Source organism: uncultured Chloroflexus sp., from assembly GCF_938091255.1.
In the GTDB taxonomy this organism is placed as follows: domain Bacteria; phylum Chloroflexota; class Chloroflexia; order Chloroflexales; family Chloroflexaceae; genus Chloroflexus.
Genome location: NZ_CALLJH010000008.1, coordinates 56,094 through 74,475 on the forward strand (window position 1 = coordinate 56,094; position 18,382 = coordinate 74,475).

The window sequence follows — 18,382 nt, forward strand, 5'->3', positions numbered from 1 at the left end:
ACGGGGGGCAGACTGCTATGTGGCGTAAGTTGCTGTTGGTCGTTCTCCTTGTCGGGATCGGGTACCTCATTTGGCGACGGATGCAGAGCAGCAGCGAGACGGTAATCACGTTACCGCTTACCCCTCCAGCGAGCCCGCCGCCTGCGCCGGTAATGCCCCCATCAGCCGCGTCTCCGGCGCCTAGTGCAGGGCCACGCCCAGTTGCTACCCGTGTGCATCGGGGAGCGCCGCCCAAAACTGCGCCGGCCAGCGCACCTGCGAGCGGCGATACGCCTAGTGCGCCACGCCCGGTTGCTACCCGCGTCCATCGGGGAGCGCCGCCAGAGCGACGCAGTCCCGCAGCCGTTGAACTCACGGCTACTGCACGTAATGGTGCAAGTGAGACGGTCGCACCCCAGCCGGTTGAGGCAGCATCATCCGAACCAGTCGCGGCAACGGACGCCACGCTTGCCATCACTCAAGACGTGACGACTCCGGCGGTGACTGCCCCAGAGCCGGCGCCGGCTACACCCGAAACACCGGTCGCCACCGCGCCAGAGCCGAGCCACGAGGAAGAGTCGGTTGCTGCTGCGCTGGCAACCACCGAGACAACCGGCATCGAGCCGATCGATATCAATCGCGCCGACCGCGAGGCGTTGATCGCGCTGCCCGGCATTGGGTCGGTACTGGCCGACCGGATCATTGCCTACCGCGAAGCGCACGGCCCATTTAAGAGCGTTGATGAACTTATGGCGATCGCCGGCATTGGCGAACGCAATATCAATACCTTCCGCAAACTGGTCTACGTATCGCATGATTGAACCGTACCTGTTGCGGCGCGGCGAGCACGCCTGCCTCCTGATTCACGGCTTCGTCGGCGATCCCGGTGAGATGCGTAGCCTTGCCGAGCATCTCGCCGGCGCCGGTTACACAGTGTTCGGTATGCGCCTGCCCGGCCACACCGGCCAACCCGAAGACCTGATGCCGGTGCGCTGGTCTGACTGGCTGACCGCAGCCAAGTATGCGTTTGATCGCCTGTCAACCAGCTACACCACCGTCTCGGTGATCGGATTTTCACTCGGTGGTGCGCTTGCCGCCCTGCTTGCCGCCGAGCGACCGGTGCATCGGCTGGTGATGTTGGCGACTCCCTACCGGCTGGGGGGTGATTGGCGGGTCAATGTGTTAGGCATTGCCCGCTACGTGACGCCATGGTTCTACTTACTGGCCCAAGCCGATTTCACCAGCCCCGATCTGCGAGCATCGATCTGGCGGCGCCAGCCCGGTCTCGACCTCGATGACCCGGCCATCCAACAAATGTTGCGCCGATCGGTGAAGGTATCGGTCGCTGCTGCTGATGAGCTACGCTTGGCGCTAGCCGCCGCCGGACAAGTATTGCCACGCGTGCGAACGCCGGCGCTGCTGATGCACGGCCAGAGCGACACAACTGCTGATCCGGCGAGCGCAGCGATGATTGCCGCTCGGATCGGCAGTGCCCGTTGCGAACTCGTCTACTGGCCGGCAACCGGCCATCAATTGCTGTTGGAGGGGCCATACCGCGAGGCAATCTTTCGGCGGATTGAGCGATTTTTGGGCCGTCCCGCAGCAACAGAGCGGCGCTCCGTCGCTATGGGGCGCGTTTGATAACGATGAGGGTGATGTCATCGAACGGCGGCTGACCGTGGCTATGGCGGGCAATCGCGGCCAAAATCGCTTGCACGATCGCACCTGCCGGCGCAGCGGCATAGGTCTTGATAACGGCACGCAACCCCTCCACATCAAACGGCACCAGCACCTCGTTTACCGTTTCAGTCACGCCATCGGTATAGCAGACTAACACATCACCCGGCGCGAGCGCGGTTTCAGCTTCGTGCAAGGTCACTTCAGCCAGCACGCCGAGGGCGATTCCGGGAGTGCGCAGCTCTTCGATTGCGCCGGTCGCCGATCGATAAACCAGCGGCGGATTATGGCCAGCGCAGGTATAGCACAGACGACCACTGGCCAGATCAAGCCGGGCATAGAAGAGGGTGACAAACATCCCCGACTCGGAGTCACGGTAGAGCCAGCGATTAGCCCGTTCCATAGCGCGGGCCGGCGGCGATCCATCGAGGGCGGCAGCGCGCACCAACGAACGGGCCATAGTCATAAACATAGCCGCAGGAACACCTTTATCGCTGACATCGGCGATCACAAAGCCCAATTCGCGCGGCGGATCGGCACCAACGGGCAGAGGCCAGAAATCGTAGAAATCGCCGCCGACCAAGCGGGCCGATTGCCACGCCGCGTCGATCTGCCACCCCTGCGCTACCGGTAAACGGGTAGGCAACAACGATTGCTGAATCTCGCGGGCCACGCGCAGCTCTTGTTCGAGCCGGGCCGCTTCGGCAGCTTCGGCGGCGAGCAGCAAGCTTTCCAACGCGCCGGCAATTTGGGCCGCTGCGCCGATGCATAAATTCTGCTGGCGGGCGCTCAGCGAGATAAACGGGTCATTGTAATCGAGTACCAACACCCCTAGTAATGCATTGCGCGCGCTAATCGGTAACCCGACCAACGACCCGCTCTGCGCGACCGCAAGTAAGCCCGGCCACTGATCAAGGTTATCGTGCGCTTGCCAGAGCATTTCAGGGCGCGGTTGATCAGCTTCGGTAGCACGTTCGCGTAAACGCCACAGAAAGGGCGACTGCGCCGGTGTGTCAATGAGCGCCGCGCGGGCAGCCACCGGCAACCCATAGACAGCGCGCACCACAAAATCACCCTGTTCGCGATCCCACAGTGCAACGTAGCAGCGCGGGCAACCCAACAACAACGGCGGCAACCGCACCACCGTCGCCAACAGATCGGGCAGCGTTGTCGCTCGACCAATGTTTTCGGCGATCTGTAACAGTGCATTGAGCGTCCATGCCTCTTCCTGCTGGGCCGTATAGGCATTGGCACTCTCGATCGCAATCGCGATCTGATCCGCCAGCGTGCGCATCACAAACAGATCGTCTTCATCGAAGTCATCCGGCTCATCACTCTGCACATCAAGCACGCCGATCACGGTTGCGCCGACGCGTAACGGCACCGCCAGCTCGGAGCGGGTTTGCAGCGTATCGCGGATCACGCGCCGATCGCTGAGCACATCGCCGGCCAACAGCGGCTCACCGCGCTGCACCGCCTCACCGACCAGCCCCTGCCCAACTCGCAGTGAGAGCGCGCGCAACCGTTCGAGATCGGCGCCATCAGCGGTCGAAGCGCGGAAATAGATCCGGCCATCATCGGGCGAAACGGTAAAGATATGGACTGGATGGTAGCCAAACCGCTCGCGAATAAGCCGCACAATCGAGGGTAACAACAAGTCGAGATTGAGGATCGCGGTAATCTGCTGGCTCACCTCGCGAATCGCCTGCAACTGGTTGGCACGCTGGCGCGCTTCGTGGAAGGCGCGAGCGCGGGCAATCGCCACCGCCGCTTGATCGGCGATCAGGGAAATCAAACGCAAATCGTTGGCATCAAAAGCGGCTGGCTCATAACTCTGCACCGAAATCGAACCGATCACCGTTTCGCCAGCGATCAACGGCACGTAAATCCCAGAGCGAGGCGGACGCTCGCTCTGATAACGGGGGCGGGCCGGCAGTCGATCCATCTCGCGGGTAAAATCCTCGACCAGAATCGCTCTGCCAGTCTCACGGATCCAGCCAATCAGACCACTATTTTCCGACAGATCGACCGTCAAGCGCGGCAACCGCACCCGATCCTGCACTCGCACCATCAGGGTATAGTGATGACCGTTGAACAGGCCGAGATGAAATGACGAGGTATCGACAATCCGGCTCGCCTCGCGGTAGATCAACTCGCAGAGGGCATCAACATCGAGTTCGCTGCGGATAATCGCCCGGCTTACCTCGTTGAGCCGGGCTAATTCGCGCACCGACCGGCGTTGGCGTTGGAGATTGAGTGATGAGCGGCGTAAAATAGCCGCCGATGCGATCAGGGCCAAGCCGGCCAGCGCCAGATGCAGCAAACCGAGATCATGAGCAATCGCCGCGCCAAGCCATGCCAGCGGCAATGGCGCCAGCTCAGCACCGAGAATAGCACGCCACGCCGAACGCCACCACGTCGCCAAGCCACTGCGCCCACCCTGCAACAGTTCGCGCAACACCCGCCCGGACTGCGTCACTACCGGAAACGTGATTAATGTCCAGCCAAATAACGTCTCGGCGGGTAGATTGGTGAACGGTTGGCCGCTGAACAGCGCGGCCAACCAAGCGCCCGCCAGCAAGCCAAGCGCGCGCAGACCACCGCGCAAGACGGGCCGGCCCAGCAACCAAAACAACGTGCGCGGGCGATTGGTCAACAAGAGGATCACCACTCCGGAAAGGACACCCTCGATGGCAGCCAGCCACGCACCGGCCACTGGCCCCAACGCCAAACCGGCGCTGACAATCACCAGTGGGGCAAGGCTATGGACATCGGCGGGAGGAATGCGAAAGGCGAGCAGATCAACTGCAAAGGCGATGATGGCAAACAGCGCAACCAGCGCCGGCGCGACGGGTGCGACCGGAAGCATGAGCAACCAGCCCAACGCCACCACACCGACGAGCAGACCATACCACGTCAGCAGGTGTTCACGCGCCACTCAACGCCTCTGCGAAAACGCTGCCCGAGCTTCCGACACCGACGGATGGATATTAAACACCTGCGTAAAACCAGTGACCGCAAACACCTCTTGCACCTGCGGTTGCAGCGACGCCAGCCGCAACTCGCCGCCGAGAGTCATCAACTCTTTGCGGATAAGGAGAAGCGCGCGCAAGCCACTGCTCGACAAGAACGGGACATTGCTTAGATCAAGCACCATCTGGCGTGCGCCTTTAGCAATCTGCTCGTTGGCCAACTTCACCAAACGTGGCGCAGTGAGCGCATCAATTCGATCAGCAATGGGGATGACCACCACTTCATCAGGCAGATCAGGCTGATCGTGCGGCAAATATTTGACCATTGTTAACAGATTGCCGCCTTGAGGCGAAAACTCAAACCGAACTTCATCCATTAGGCGAGTGATGAGATAGATCCCCAAACCACCGACCTGCCGTTCTTCTAGCGGCGAGGTAATATCGGGCTCCGGCACTGCCGCCGGATCGAACTGACGACCATGATCGCGCACGGTAATGATAAAACGATGATCGCGGCACTGCCAGCTTAAGGTTAAATCGCCGGGTTGGTCAGGGTCGTAGGCATGCTGGATGACGTTGGTCACGGCTTCATCAACGGCAAGTTGCACCTGCCACGTCGCCCGCTCATCGAGACCGCAACGTTCGGCAGCGGCGGTGATAAACGCACTAATCTTGGCAAGCGCATCGAGATCGGCGGTAAGGGTGATACTATCCATGGCGATCGCAGAGCCGGACACTGGCGCGCCCGGCGTAGTGGTGGGGTTAGAATGATCCGACGGCTTCGACGGTATCGCCATAGATCTCGAACAATGAGCTAAAGCCGGTGAGATCGAACACCTCTTTAATCCGGGGCGGCAGATTGGCGATCCGCACATCGCCACCCTCAAGATCGGTTAGCTTCCACTCGCGCGCCTTCTTGCGCGCTTCGATCAACACCCGCAAACCGGGGCTGCTGATATACTCGAGCCGGCTGAGATCCAACACAATGCGATAACGACCGTCGGCAAAGATCGACTCAATCAATTGCTTGAGTTGCGGCGCTGTGGCAGCGTCAACGCGCCCGACGACCTCAATGAGATCAACCCGGTTGAGCCGGCGGTGATTCAGTTCCATCCCGTCCCTCCTCTTACAGGCGCTGGTGGCGCGTTACGCATGACTGCACGGTATTATAACACACTGTTGCCGGTTGAACAGAATGTGCTGCCGCCCATGCTATAATGACGTTGCGAGCGCCCATCGAGGAGCGGATATGGCACAATGGAACGATCTCAGCGTTGCCTTCAATACCTTGCGCGAAATTGATGTCGCCGCCATCCGCGCCGAAGCCGAACGCCCGCTGGCGATCGTTTGCGTAGGATCGCCGCGGGTCTGCCAAACGATCGCTACCCGGCTCGAAAGCGGCCCGCAGCGGTATGGCGTGACCGGGCCGTCACCGATTCAGCTCGCTAGCCTGACGACAATTATTCCCGACGAACTGCGCGGCGTCGATCTAATTGTGCTTGGGCTTGACCGAAACACGCGCCTCTCGGCACGTGAATTAGCAACCATCGACCGGTTGGCGGCGCTGGCTTTGCCCACCGTGGTGGTGGTGTGGGGGACGGCCTTGCCCGCCGATGCCGGACCGCTCCACCCGCGGGTGGCCCATGCCCGACTGTTGGTCGTGCCCGATCCTGATGCGCCTGATGTCAATGCACAATTGGCTGAAGCGGTGCTTGACCGGCTGCCCGGCGAGTTGCATCTGGCGGCGGCGCGCCGATTGCCCGGTCTGCGCGCTGCGGTGGCTCGCCAACTGATCAACAGCGTCTCATTTACCAATGCGACGTATGTGTTAGCCACTGCACTGCCGTCGCAAATCCCGATCTTTAATGTCCCCTTTGCCGCCGCTGATATTCTGGTGCTGACTAAAAATCAAGCGATTCTGGTTTATCGCCTCAGCCTCGCTTACGGTGCGCCACCTGACATCCGCGAACGCTTGCGCGAAGTGTTGCCGGTCATTGGCGGTGCGTTTATCTGGCGGCAACTGGCCCGTGCACTGGTAGGATTGATTCCGATCTGGGGGGTGGCGCCCAAGGTGGCGATTGCCTATGCCGGCACGTATACCACCGGTATGGCGGCATGGCGTTGGTTTGCCGAAGGCGAGATCGTTGATCAAGCGCGCCTGCAGGAGCTAGGACGCGAAGCGTTAGCCTTAGGCCGCGCGCGAGCCGCCGAGCTGATCGCAGCCGCGCAGGCTAGGAGTGCCCAACAGATGAGCCGTTGGCAACGGTTTTGGCAAGGTGTGCAAGCGAAATTCCGGCGCACTCGCCCATAGTTCCCTCAGGATACCGTGCGGAACCCTAGCTGCCACAGAGGAATGCCTGAAGAAACGGCCCACTGGGCCGTTTTATTGATGAGGGATCATCTGACTCAACCCGCGAGGAAAGAACACTATGGATCATTTCGTCATCGAAGGCGGCCACCGGTTATCGGGTTCGATCCGGCCCGCCGGCAACAAGAATGCAGCCCTGCCCTTACTCGCTGCCAGCCTCTTGACCGATGAACCTGTCACGCTGCGCAATATTCCCGACATTGGCGATGTACGTACCAAGCTGGCGCTCTTATCTCACCTCGGCGTGCAGATTGAGCGGCTAGAACCGAATGTAGTGCGTCTGCACGCCGCGCGATTAGCGCCGGTTGAACCCGATACCGCTTTGGCGCGCCGCATCCGCACCTCGCCGCTCTTGGCCGGCCCGCTGCTCACCCGGCGCGGGTATGTCACCCTGCCGCGACCCGGTGGCGACGCGATTGGACGGCGACGGCTCGATACCCATCTGCTGGCGTTGCAAGCCTTGGGAGTACAAATTGAAGTCACCCCGGCCAGCTATATTCTTACCACTGACGGATTGCGCGGCGCTGATATTTTCCTCGACGAAATGAGCGTCACCGGTACTGAACAGGCGATTATCGCGGCGGTGACGGCCGAAGGCCATACCACGATCGGCAATGCCGCCTCGGAGCCGCATGTGCAAGATTTGTGCCACTTGCTCAACCGCATGGGGGCGCGGATCAGCGGTATCGGCACCAACTTGCTCGAAATCGAGGGTGTGAGCCGGCTGCATGGCACTGACTACACTATCGGCCCCGATTTTATGGAAGTTGGTTCACTGATTGGCTTGGCGGCAGTCACACGTAGCGAACTGCGAATTGTCGGCGCGCGCCCACGCGAGCATCGTATGACCAAGATTATGTTTGGACGGCTTGGAGTGACGTGGTATGAGGAGGGTGACGACATCATTGTGCCGCCGGATCAAGAACTGGTGGTGCGTCACGATCTGCACGGCGCTATCCCCAAGATCGACTCGGCACCGTGGCCCGGTTTTAACCCTGATCTGATCAGCACGGCGATTGTGATCGCCACCCAAGCCCGCGGCACCGTGCTCATCCACGAGAAGATGTTCGAGAGCCGGCTGTTCTTTGTTGACCGACTGATCGGCATGGGAGCACGCATTGTACTCTGCGACCCGCATCGGGCAGTAGTCGTCGGGCCATCACAACTCTACGGTGAACCCGATGGCCTGCCAAGCCCCGACATTCGCGCCGGCATGGCGCTGGTCACGGCGGCGCTATGCGCCAAAGGGCGCAGCGTGATCTACAACATCGGCCAAATCGACCGCGGCTACGAACGGATCGACGAGCGGCTCGCCGCACTCGGCGCCCGCATCGAACGGGTGCGGGGGGGATGATAGTGGCGGCGGCCCCACCCCTAGCGGGATTGCGATACGATCATCCTACGGGGTTTGAAGATCAGAGCGAACATTTGATCGAGTATAACCGTTGATCGCTATACAATGCTTCAAAGCTTAGCTCCTAGCCCCGCTCCCATTGGCGCGGGAGCGGGGCTAGGAGTGAGGGCGAAACGGCTGATCGCAAAGTCATCAACGCTCATACGTTCTGTCTACTCTTGAACCTACGGGGTGTATGGCTGAATCAAGCCCTCGCCATCGTTGCGCACCTGATTGACCGCCTTGCTCACCGGATAGACGCGCAACGCTACTGGCGGCGGGGCAAGGCAAAGATGGTGGAGACGGGCCGCGTCGGCAGTAGGGTCAAGCCACAGCGCATCGAGATCTGGCGGCAGGATCACCGGCATCCGATCGTGGATCGGGGCAACGATCTCGTTGGCAGCAGTTGTCAGAATGGTATAGCTTTCGACGATTGCGCCATTAGGCGCGCGCCACTGCTCCCATAGACCGGCGAAGGCCATCAGATCGCCATCAACCGGCGTGAAATAAAACGGCTGCTTGCCGGCAACAGTGGGCTGCCATTCGTAAAAGCCGGAAGCTGGAACAAGGCAACGCTGGCGGCGAAACGCAGTGCGGAAGGCCGGCTTTTCGAGCACCGTCTCGCTGCGGGCATTGATCAGGCGCGCGCCGATAGCGGCATCGTTCGCCCACGACGGGATCAAACCCCAGCGCAGCAACGCCAATTCGCGCGTGCCATTGCTTGCGCGCACGACCGGAGCCGGCTGGGTAGGCGCAATATTATAGCGTGGCTGGAGTTCGAGCGGCGCTACGCCAAACCGGGCAGCGAGCTGAGCAGGTGAAACAGCTAAGGTATAACGACCACACATGGCATTGAGTGATGATTCGTAGAGATGCTTCACCGCCGCAAGCAAAGCAGACGCGAAGCAACAGAAGCGCCACCGGATACTAGCGGGAAGCACCGGCATCGGTGGCCTTTAACCACCGGCCCCGTTCCCTGCGGAGGTTTAAGAATTGACAGCGCGCTTGCAGCACAGCCGCTACCACCGTGTCCTAACCCTTAACGCACCGCTTTTCTCGCCCACATTACGGGGAAGGGGCAGGGATAGTCTCTATCATAACCACCCGCACAGGTTCTGAACGCCGTTGAAGCGCGGGCCAGAGAGGTGCGATGATCGCGAGCACCAACTCATCACAACCGCCTTAGAAATCATCTTTGTCTGGATCGAGGCGGGTCGTCTCGCCGGTCGCCGGTTCACCGCCAGCAGGCGACTGCATCCGTTTGATAAACTCAGCCAACTGATCGTTGAGTTGGGCGATCCCCTGCACCAAGGTTTGTTGGAGATCGTGCGCCGCTTGCGACTGCTGGAACTGGTGCAACGTCTGCTGGCCACGTTCAGCCAACTCTTGCACACGAGGATTATCGGCGATTGCCTTAACTGCCACCTGCACCTGTTCACCGATCGTACGCAGACCACTGAGCAATTCCTGCTGCAACTGGCGAGCGCGTTCACTTTCAAGCGCGGTACGGAGCGCTGCCTCGATCTGCTGGCCCAATTCGCGCAACTCGGCGCCCAAATCAGGGGTCTGATCGGGTTTCTGGTCGGGCTGACTCATCGTCTTCCTCCTTAATTACGTGATTACCGGCAGACATCAGCGATACGACGAAGATCTCCATGAAAACGTTGCCCCGGCCCGTAACAACCTTACCGTCGCCGGCGCAACAACAGCCAGAGACTAGCAACCACCGCCAGTGCACCAAGGGCAGGCCGGGCGCCACGAGCCGGGCCTTGGGCTACCAGCGCCGCCACCTCAGCAACACCTGACGGGCGGACAGGAATGCTCTGGGCCGGCAGCGCAATCTGGCCGGTCACATAGTTCCGGCGGCGCGCCACGGCGTAGAGGTGCGCCAGCGGCGGCGCCGGCTCGCCATCACCCGGCAAGAGATCGGCCAAATCGGCGCGGAAGAGGGCCAGCGGTAATAGGGGATCATCCTGATCACTGGCCAACACCCGGCGCAACAACGCGGTATGCGCTCGGTAGAGCGGATGGGCCGGCGCCGGTGTGCGCCGGCCTACCAACACATCCTGACCATTGTATGCAGCTAGTAACCGTTCAATCGCCAAAGCTGACGGCGGCGCCGCAGCGTCGATCGCGAGCACGAGATCACCGCTGATCAACCCGCACGCATCGCGGAGCAGGTACGACGGGCGGCGCGGCTGAACGTGATAGGTAGCATGCACTGGCGGGCGAGCCGCAGCAATACGCGCAGCAACCGCTGCCGCAGCGGGCCCGGCGGCGATTATCATCTCGTGATCAGTGCTGTAGCGCGCTGCCGCCACAGTGACAGCCGATACCGCCTGTTCGAGCCGGGCGCCATCGTTCGCATAGATGACGACTGACAAGGTATCGATACCAGACACGGGGAACCTCCGCAACGAAATCATGCTGGTAGCAGTATAGCACAAAGCTTGAACCATAACCGGCGCAGGCAATTGGTTTGCAGCCAGTGGTTTGTCGTTCGCCGGTCACATCATTACTGGCCGGTACAATTAGCGAGATGAAAAAGCTGTCATTTAGGCCGCCGATAAATGAACGATTTGTAAACAGGTTGCCACGCAATTCCGCTTGACAGATATGTTTAGTGGGCTTAATCTTTTCTTTGCCAATGACCTAATCTACCTCAGCCCATCAAGCCAGCATCGTCGTTGCTGAGTTTGGCCGCGAGCAATGTGTGCTCTTGCTGGTTGGTATGCGCCATTCCTGCCTCAGCTCCGCCTGCGCCCCACCCGGATTAAGCCAGTTGCCTTTTTGAACACTGTACGGTTACACGAGATTAAGCGTCCAGACGCTGAGTGACATCCTTGATCCACTGCGGCTATAGACCAAGCGCACTAGCGAAAGGATTGTTGTCAGCGCCTTGCTGCATATCTGACTAGCAGCACTCGTGTCACTTGCCAGTGCAGCGGTTGAGAAAGGAGGGATGCGTTTGTAGCGATTTCAATGACGAAATGGCCGCACAAACCCCTTTTCGGTCGCGATGTTGTTCTGTTTAGGAGCTGAGGAGTTTATGAAACTCATGACCAAACGCCATCTCTTTGCAATCGCCATCAGCGTAGCGTTGACGATTGCGCTGATTGCGCCATCAGCGGCGCAGCCGCCCCGCCCAATCCCTAATCTTGATGCATTTCGGCTAGAAGAACCGCTTACCATTGATCGCTCACCCATCCCGCTCTCTCCCAGCCTCATTAACGCCACCGGACGCCAAGAGGTTGTCATTCGTCTCAGTGAAAATCCTACCGCGCGCGTGCCGCAGGGCGCTGCGCAGGCCGCCCAACTCAATCGCATTAACCAGCAACACGAGCGCGTGCTGGCCCGTTTGCGCGCAATTGATCCGACGCTGACCGAGCTGGCCCGGCTGCGGGTGGCACTCAATGCAGTGGTTGTCGAGGTCGATGGCGCGACGCTGCCGGCCTTGGCTCGCGATGTCGAAGTGGTGCGGATCAATCCGGTCGTGAACTACGAGCGTGATACCCAACCACCGATGGAGACGGTACCCTACATTGGCGCGAATCCAGCGGTACAAGCTGCCGGCTACCGCGGCAAAGATGTGCGCGTAGCCGTACTCGATAGCGGCATCGATTACACCCATGCTGCCTTTGGCGGCCCCGGTACCCTCGAAGCGTATCAGGCCGCCTATGGCACGAGTCCATCCGATTCGCGGAACACAACGCTTGATGGTTTGTTCCCGACCGATCGGGTAAAGGGCGGCTACGACTTTGTCGGCGAGGTGTGGCCGAATGGCCCGCTCATGCCCGATCCCGATCCGATTGACTGCGGTGTGGTTGGCCTGAGCAGTGGCACCTGCGCCGGTGGTCACGGCACTCACGTCGCTGACATCATCGGTGGCGAGCAGGGAGTAGCGCCAGAAGTCGATCTGTTTGCGGTGAAAGTCTGCTCGGCGGTGTCGCCGTCGTGCAGCGGCGTCGCCATTCTGCAAGGGTTGGATTGGGTGGCTGACCCGAACGGTGATGGTGTCACCGATGACCGCATGCACATCGTGAATATGTCGCTGGGTGTATCGTATGGTCAGAACTATGACGACGACGCGGCAATTGCGGTTGACAACCTAGAGCCACTCGGCATTTTGGTGGTGGCTTCAGCCGGCAACAGCGCCGACCGGCCCTATATCACTGGCACGCCGGCTGGCGCGCGCACGGCCCTCTCGGTGGCGCAAACGGCAGTACCGAGCGATGCGTCGTATCCGATTACTGTGCTTAGCACCACCGTCTTCGGCGTCGCCCAGCCGTGGGCGCCGATCCCGAACACGGCGGTCAGCGGCACCTTGGTCTACTTCTCGGCGCCGGGCAATAACCTTGGTTGTACACCCTACCCGCCCGGTTCACTAACCGGTCAAATTCTGCTGGTTGACCGTGGCACTTGCGCGATCAGCATCAAAGGCACGAACGGCGCCGCCGCTGGCGCCGCCGCAGTGATCGTGGCTAACAACGTTGCCGGCGTAGTGCCGCCTACCTTCGGCTTCGGCGGCGGCAACCCCACCGTGCCGGTGCTGTCGATTACGCAGGCCGCCGGCAATGCGTTGAAGGCCCGGGTGGACAACCCAGTTACGATTGATTTCGCTAACCCGGCCAGCAACGCTGGCAGCGTCGTCGGCACGTCATCCCGCGGGCCAACCGCCGGCCAGCAGATGACCTACGGTAACCAAATCATGTATGCCCAGATCATCAAGCCGGAAATCGGCGCTCCCGGCGCATCGATTTCGGCCGTGGCCGGCAGCGGCACTGGTGTTGAGCCATTTGGCGGTACCTCAGGCGCAGCTCCAATGGTCTCTGGTGCAGCGGCACTGCTCTACAATGCGGTTGACTGGAGCCTCTCGCCATGGGAGTTGAAGGCACGGCTGATTAACACGGCCGAGACGAACATCTTCAACGGCCCACCAGCCTTTGTTGGCCCAGCGCTAGCGCCGATCACCCGCATCGGCGGTGGCGAGGTGCGCGTGGATCGGGCGATTGCAGCCCAAGCTAGCGCATGGGAGCTAGGGAATGGCACTGCGACGATCTCGTTTGGCTTGGTCGAAGCCACCCGCAACCCGACTAGGCTCCGCCGCACGATCGTGGTGCGCAACTACGGCAACACGCCACTTACCTACACCATCACGCCAACCTTCCGCTTCGCTAACGATGCAGCTAGCGGCGCGGTGACGCCGAGTACCTCGGTGAGCACCATTACGGTGCCGCCGCGCAGCCGCCGCACCTTCACCCTCACGCTGAACATTGACCCAACCAAACTACCGGCGTGGACGCTGAATTCGGGCAGCAATGGCGGCAATGGCGCAGCGCTGACCGCTGTCGAGTACGATGGCTATCTGGTGCTCGATGCCCCCGGCACGGCCAACGACTTGACCATGCCGTGGCACGTGCTGCCGCGTGCTTCAGGGAATGTCCGCGCCCCGGCTTCCGTCCGCGTCCATACCACTCCGGTTGCTGCCACCCTAACGAATACCGGCGCTAACCCGGTATCGGTTGAGCCATTCACCTTAATCGGTAGCAATGATACCGTCACTGCCTCGCTAGGCGCTGGCGTGCAGATGCCGCCGATGGATCTGCGCTACGTCGGCGTGCGCGCCTTCGACATCCCCGGTGTCTGCCCGGGGAATAGCCCCGTCATCCAGTTTGCCATTACTACCCACCAGACCATCACCCACTCCAACTATCCGGTGGAGATTGACCTGCTGTTCGACACCAACCGCGACGGTACACCAGACTACGTTGGCTACACGGCGGAAGTGGGAAGCTTTGCCAGTGATGGCCGCAACGCCTTCTTTGTTGGCCCGCTCAGTGGCCCTTACAGTGCCTTCTTCTTCACCAACCACGCCACCAACAGCACCAACACCGTGGTCACGTTGTGCGGTAGCCAAATCGGTGTCACGGCGCTCGGCCAGCAGATCAACGTCGCTGCTTACACCTACGACAACTACTTCACTGGCCTTGAGCTGAGCAAAATTGAGGGCATGAGCACGGTGCTCGGCGCGCCGCGCTTCGACATCGACATAGGCAGCGGGGTGGTGCCGGCCAACGGTACGCTCAACACCACCGTCTACCGCTTCAACGCCCCGGCTGATGTAACCGACTCCGGCATCCTGTTGCAGTACTCCTTCGCGCCGGGTGGTCGCGAAGCCAGCGCGATTATTGTTCGGTAATCGGTAACGAAACGATGGCAACAACCACGGCACATGCGTGCCGTGGTTGTTTGTTGCATCAGAGCACCTCTGAATCAATGACAATAAGTGTTCACCCTTCACGGCCAACGATAACGCACCCCCGGCGGCAAGCGCAATGTCTCGTCGCCGAGTCGACCAAGGCCAAAGGTCACGCCATCGGCACTGCGCTCCAGCCGGGCGTACTCCGTCCATTGCACAATCCAGCCGTTCCGTTGCATATCGCCGCTGAGCGGTTGGCCAAGGTTGGCCAGCAGCTCTTCCGGCACGGCGTAGCCGGGGCAGAGGCGATCAGCCGGCGTCCCATCACTACACTGCGCATGTCGTATCGTTTCGGCGAGGTAGAGTTCTCTGCCCAAGGCACGCTGTTGCACCATGCCATCGCGCCATTCGAGACATACCCGCTCGAAGCATTGCAACCATCCCCACCCAAACGGCACCGCCGGCGTGAGCGGCCAGCCGGCCCGTTCGACTGCGCCGAGTTCGGCCCATGCCTGCATAAAGCGTGCCGGCACGAAGTAGCCGGTTTCGGTGAAGAAGGCGCCGCCTTGCGCTTCAACGGCCAGCGTAGCCACTGGCTGCGGCGCAATTAGGTCATTTCCTGCTTGATCGCGCAACCCGACCGCAAGTTGATAGGCGCCGGGCAGCAGTTCGAGCGGCAACGCGATCGGCTGCATGTGCTCGATGGCAGCGGTGGTTGGCCAGCGCGCCGGCGGCAGTGCCCCGTAGAGCAAGGGCAACTCGCTGTGCGCGGCAACGCGGTCGCCGGCAACGAGCACTCGCACCACGACGATCAACCCGTCGGCTGGATGTGGCGCAATCCGCTGCCACTGCAAGCAGAGCGTCACTAGTTGGCCGGGTTCGTAGGCTGCGCCGAGCGGCGGGGCTAGTTGCACGCTGGCCAGTTGCACCCCGCCTGCCACCACCGGTTGCAATGGCGGCTGGGCCGGCCCGGTGGCAACCGGACGGTAGCGGTCGATCACGCCGAGTGATCCGTCTTGAGCATAGCGGTGGCGAATGATCGCGATCATCTCTGGGGTCAGCCAGTTACCAAGGTAATCGAGCAAGAGCAGCGGCAACTCACCGTTGGCCAGCTCGTACAGAATGGCAGTCTGGTCGGCCAAGCCTTGATCGAGCAACTGGCGAAACTCGAACACCGGCATGCGGGCGGTAACACCGGCACCGCTGGCGAGACCGGGCAAATCGGTGAAGATGATATTGCCAGCAGCCCGAGCTTCATCGGCCAACGCGGCATCGGTACGGGTCAACGCTGCTAGCACTGCCGCTTCACGCTGCGCATCAGCCCATACCCCATACTGCCCTAGCACAAAGCGCGGCGGGCTTGGTTCAATCAATCCAGCCGGGCGTAACCGGTTGGCATCCCACAGTGGCGGGTAGTAGAGCAGGCTTGCGATCAGCAGCACACCCAACCCGACCAACGCCGCCTCGCCAGTCCGGCGCAGTCGGGGATCACCGGCCAGCGCACGCCATCCTATCCCAGTCAACCAAATCAACCCGGCGTACCATTCAAAAAAATAGTTGGCATACGCGCCGACCTTGCCCACACCGATCGCGCCGAGCGTGCCGGCTAGCAGATAGGTGAGAGCCGGGATCAGGGTTGCGCGTTGCCCAGCGTGCCACGCCACCGCCACGCCGATCAAGGCCGTGAGCAGCAACGGCCAGCGTAAGGCCACTTGCTGCCGCCAAAAATCAGTCGCCAGCGCCAACTCCCAGCGATTGGCGTTAGCCGCCACTACGTGCAACAAAAACCGTCCCGCCGTCGCCCATACCAAGCCGGCCACGATCCCGCCGCCAACCAGAGCTCCAGTAATGAGAAAAGACTGCAAGGCGTGGCGGGCATGCGATTCGGGGTGGGAATGGAGCCAGATCCATCCGGCGAGCAGGTAGACGCCGGCAGCCAGCGGCCCCGCGATCAGCGATGGCTTAGTCAAGAGACAGCCAACCGCCAAGACACCGGCCAGTGCGCCGCGCCAGATCGGCGGCAGCCGCTGGTGGCCGGCCACCCACACCGCCCATAACCCCAGCGCTACCCCCACCAGATCAACCCGCATCAGCGGCATCCACTCGCGCACGACCGGAATGGCAAGCCAGAGCAACGCCAACCATGCTCCGCGCCGCCCGATCAGCGCCGCCAACGCTGCCATACTTGCCAGCGCGCCAAACAACGCCACCAGCCTCCCCGCCGTCAACGGCACGCCGGTGAGCGATGACATACCGGCACTGAGCAACACGTACAGCGGCGGATAATTGACAATCAAAAATGGTTCCTGCGCTGGATCGGCATACAAATGCCAGATCGGTTCACCGCCGGCCAAGCGGCTCACCTGCGCCAACAACGGACCTTCGCCGTAATCGAGCGGGAAAGGGAACGCGAGCAACAACCGAACGTGCTCAGCAGCATACCAAAGGTAGAGCGCCAGCAAACCAGCCAGCGCGCCGATCGTCACCCAATGCAACCAACGAAATACAGAACGTCTCATGGTAAGATAGAACTCGCTGAGCAATGGCGCTCAGCCACGATACCACGAAGGAGAGCCTCTATGATCAGCCAGCGCATTGCGCGGCGCATTCGCGCCGTTCCACCATCGGGCATTCGCCGCTTCTTCGACATCGCCGCCACCATGCCCGACGTTATCTCACTCGGTGTCGGCGAGCCTGATTTTATCACGCCGGAGCACATTCGCGCCGCAGGCCAAGCCTCAATCGACCGCACCACCGCCTACACCTCTAACTCTGGCCTGCTCGAACTGCGCATCGCGCTCGCCGAGCACCTCAACCGCCGTTACGGCGTGCAGTACGACCCCGAAACCGAGCTGCTGATCACCGTTGGTGTCAGCGAAGCGATGCTTGGCGCAGCGCTGGCCCTGCTCGATTCCGGCGACGAAGTGTTGATGCCAGAACCGTGCTTTGTCGCTTACCCAGCGTGTGTCACCTTCGCCGATGCGCGCGTCGTCTACGTGCCGACCAGCGTCGCCGACGACTTTCAAGTGACCGGTGCGGCGCTAGAGGCAGCGGTCACGCCGCGCACCAAAGCGATCTTGATTGGCTATCCCAACAACCCGACTGGCGCCGTGCTCAGCCGCGAACGGTTGTTGGAAGTGGCGGCAGTGGCTGAACGCCACGACCTGATCGTCATCTCAGACGAGATCTACGACCGGCTGGTCTACGGCGTCGAGCACACTTGCTTCGCGGCGCTGCCCGGCATGCGCGAACGCACTGTACTCCTTGGCGGCTTCTCGAAGGCTTACGCGATGACCGGTTGGCGCCTAGGTTGGCTGGCCGCCCCCGCCGAAATCACTGCCGCCGTGCGCAAATTCCACCAGTACGCGATTATGTCGGCTCCAACGATGAGCCAGTACGCCGGTCTTGAAGCCATCTTGCACGGTGAAGAGGCAGTGCAGGAGATGGTGCGCGAGTACGACCGCCGTCGCAAGGTGATCGTGTCTGGTCTCAACAGCATCGGCCTACCCACCTTCGAGCCGCAAGGCGCTTTCTACGCCTTCCCGCAGATCAGCCATCTCGGTCTCAGCAGTGAAGCCTTTTGCGAGCAGTTGCTGCACAGCGAACAGGTAGCCGTCGTGCCGGGTGACGCCTTCGGCCCAAGTGGCGCCGGCTACGTGCGTGCGTGTTACGCCACCGCGATGAACAAGATCGAAGAGGCATTAGAACGGATCGAGCGATTTGTCCGCCGGATTAGGTAGGGACATAGCGGCGCTACGTCCCTACTGGCGGAGTGAAACCCACAGCGAGGTACA

At 61.2% G+C, this 18,382-nt stretch carries 13 protein-coding genes; 6 read left to right on the top strand and 7 right to left on the bottom strand.

From position 1 onward, the window contains the following. The first annotated feature begins 17 nt into the window (after positions 1 to 17). Both Q1A00_RS04310 and Q1A00_RS04315 read left to right on the top strand, forming a co-directional pair. The gene (locus Q1A00_RS04310) at positions 18 to 800 is read left to right on the top strand and encodes a helix-hairpin-helix domain-containing protein (protein WP_298402222.1); all 783 of its coding nucleotides are present in this window, start codon (positions 18 to 20) and stop codon (positions 798 to 800) included. After that, complete coding sequence (locus Q1A00_RS04315; RefSeq protein WP_298402223.1) at positions 793 to 1,620, top strand: alpha/beta fold hydrolase; 828 nt, start codon at positions 793 to 795, stop codon at positions 1,618 to 1,620. The genes Q1A00_RS04310 and Q1A00_RS04315 overlap by 8 nt, the downstream gene beginning before the upstream one ends. On the opposite strand, the gene Q1A00_RS04320 is transcribed toward Q1A00_RS04315, so the two are convergent. From Q1A00_RS04320 to Q1A00_RS04330, 3 genes are read right to left on the bottom strand one after another with little or no spacing between them, the layout of a single operon-like run. Then, the gene (locus Q1A00_RS04320) at positions 1,604 to 4,594 is read right to left on the bottom strand and encodes a SpoIIE family protein phosphatase (protein ID WP_299755424.1); all 2,991 of its coding nucleotides are present in this window, start codon (positions 4,592 to 4,594) and stop codon (positions 1,604 to 1,606) included. The genes Q1A00_RS04315 and Q1A00_RS04320 overlap by 17 nt on opposite strands. Further along, positions 4,595 to 5,344, bottom strand: coding sequence for an anti-sigma factor antagonist (locus Q1A00_RS04325; RefSeq protein ID WP_299755427.1), 750 nt, complete (start codon positions 5,342 to 5,344; stop codon positions 4,595 to 4,597). Positions 5,345 to 5,390: 46 nt separating this feature from the next. Next, entirely contained in the window at positions 5,391 to 5,741 is a 351-nt protein-coding gene (locus Q1A00_RS04330; protein WP_298402228.1) for an STAS domain-containing protein, read from the bottom strand. A 136-nt stretch (positions 5,742 to 5,877) separates the two neighbouring features. Between Q1A00_RS04330 and Q1A00_RS04335 the strand changes: the two genes are divergently transcribed. Beyond that, the gene (locus Q1A00_RS04335) at positions 5,878 to 6,939 is read left to right on the top strand and encodes a hypothetical protein (protein WP_298402230.1); all 1,062 of its coding nucleotides are present in this window, start codon (positions 5,878 to 5,880) and stop codon (positions 6,937 to 6,939) included. 118 nt (positions 6,940 to 7,057) lie between these two features. Beyond that, positions 7,058 to 8,350, top strand: coding sequence for a UDP-N-acetylglucosamine 1-carboxyvinyltransferase (murA, locus tag Q1A00_RS04340; RefSeq protein WP_298402232.1), 1,293 nt, complete (start codon positions 7,058 to 7,060; stop codon positions 8,348 to 8,350). Positions 8,351 to 8,574: 224 nt separating this feature from the next. On the opposite strand, the gene Q1A00_RS04345 is transcribed toward murA, so the two are convergent. From Q1A00_RS04345 to Q1A00_RS04355, 3 genes are all read right to left on the bottom strand, one after another. Beyond that, positions 8,575 to 9,237, bottom strand: coding sequence for an SOS response-associated peptidase (locus Q1A00_RS04345; protein ID WP_366144845.1), 663 nt, complete (start codon positions 9,235 to 9,237; stop codon positions 8,575 to 8,577). 334 nt (positions 9,238 to 9,571) lie between these two features. Next, on the bottom strand, positions 9,572 to 9,985 hold the full coding sequence (locus tag Q1A00_RS04350) for a hypothetical protein (protein ID WP_298402235.1): 414 nt from the start codon (positions 9,983 to 9,985) through the stop codon (positions 9,572 to 9,574). An 89-nt stretch (positions 9,986 to 10,074) separates the two neighbouring features. Continuing rightward, positions 10,075 to 10,791 (bottom strand): hypothetical protein, encoded by a 717-nt coding sequence (locus Q1A00_RS04355; protein WP_298482624.1) that lies wholly within the window; start codon positions 10,789 to 10,791, stop codon positions 10,075 to 10,077. 647 nt (positions 10,792 to 11,438) lie between these two features. On the opposite strand from Q1A00_RS04355, the gene Q1A00_RS04360 reads away from it, so the two are divergent. After that, on the top strand, positions 11,439 to 14,588 hold the full coding sequence (locus tag Q1A00_RS04360) for a S8 family serine peptidase (protein ID WP_299755436.1): 3,150 nt from the start codon (positions 11,439 to 11,441) through the stop codon (positions 14,586 to 14,588). A 98-nt stretch (positions 14,589 to 14,686) separates the two neighbouring features. On the opposite strand, the gene Q1A00_RS04365 is transcribed toward Q1A00_RS04360, so the two are convergent. After that, positions 14,687 to 17,107: a hypothetical protein gene (locus Q1A00_RS04365; RefSeq protein WP_299755439.1), complete on the bottom strand. Its 2,421-nt coding sequence runs from the start codon at positions 17,105 to 17,107 to the stop codon at positions 14,687 to 14,689. A gap of 60 nt (positions 17,108 to 17,167) precedes the next feature. Between Q1A00_RS04365 and Q1A00_RS04370 the strand changes: the two genes are divergently transcribed. Further along, a complete protein-coding gene (locus tag Q1A00_RS04370) occupies positions 17,168 to 18,328 on the top strand; it encodes an aminotransferase class I/II-fold pyridoxal phosphate-dependent enzyme (protein WP_298407775.1) in 1,161 nt (386 codons plus the stop codon). Positions 18,329 to 18,382: the final 54 nt, after the last annotated feature.

Bases quoted from the DNA above. Each gene is read 5' to 3' on its own strand.
- Q1A00_RS04310 (WP_298402222.1), top strand. From the start codon at position 18: ATGTGGCGTAAGTTGCTGTTGGTCGTTCTCCTTGTCGGGATCGGGTAC.
- Q1A00_RS04315 (WP_298402223.1), top strand. From the start codon at position 793: ATGATTGAACCGTACCTGTTGCGGCGCGGCGAGCACGCCTGCCTCCTG.
- Q1A00_RS04325 (WP_299755427.1), bottom strand. From the start codon at position 5,344: ATGGATAGTATCACCCTTACCGCCGATCTCGATGCGCTTGCCAAGATT.
- Q1A00_RS04330 (WP_298402228.1), bottom strand. From the start codon at position 5,741: ATGGAACTGAATCACCGCCGGCTCAACCGGGTTGATCTCATTGAGGTC.
- Q1A00_RS04335 (WP_298402230.1), top strand. From the start codon at position 5,878: ATGGCACAATGGAACGATCTCAGCGTTGCCTTCAATACCTTGCGCGAA.
- murA (WP_298402232.1), top strand. From the start codon at position 7,058: ATGGATCATTTCGTCATCGAAGGCGGCCACCGGTTATCGGGTTCGATC.
- Q1A00_RS04345 (WP_366144845.1), bottom strand. From the start codon at position 9,237: ATGTGTGGTCGTTATACCTTAGCTGTTTCACCTGCTCAGCTCGCTGCC.
- Q1A00_RS04350 (WP_298402235.1), bottom strand. From the start codon at position 9,985: ATGAGTCAGCCCGACCAGAAACCCGATCAGACCCCTGATTTGGGCGCC.
- Q1A00_RS04360 (WP_299755436.1), top strand. From the start codon at position 11,439: ATGAAACTCATGACCAAACGCCATCTCTTTGCAATCGCCATCAGCGTA.
- Q1A00_RS04365 (WP_299755439.1), bottom strand. From the start codon at position 17,107: ATGAGACGTTCTGTATTTCGTTGGTTGCATTGGGTGACGATCGGCGCG.
- Q1A00_RS04370 (WP_298407775.1), top strand. From the start codon at position 17,168: ATGATCAGCCAGCGCATTGCGCGGCGCATTCGCGCCGTTCCACCATCG.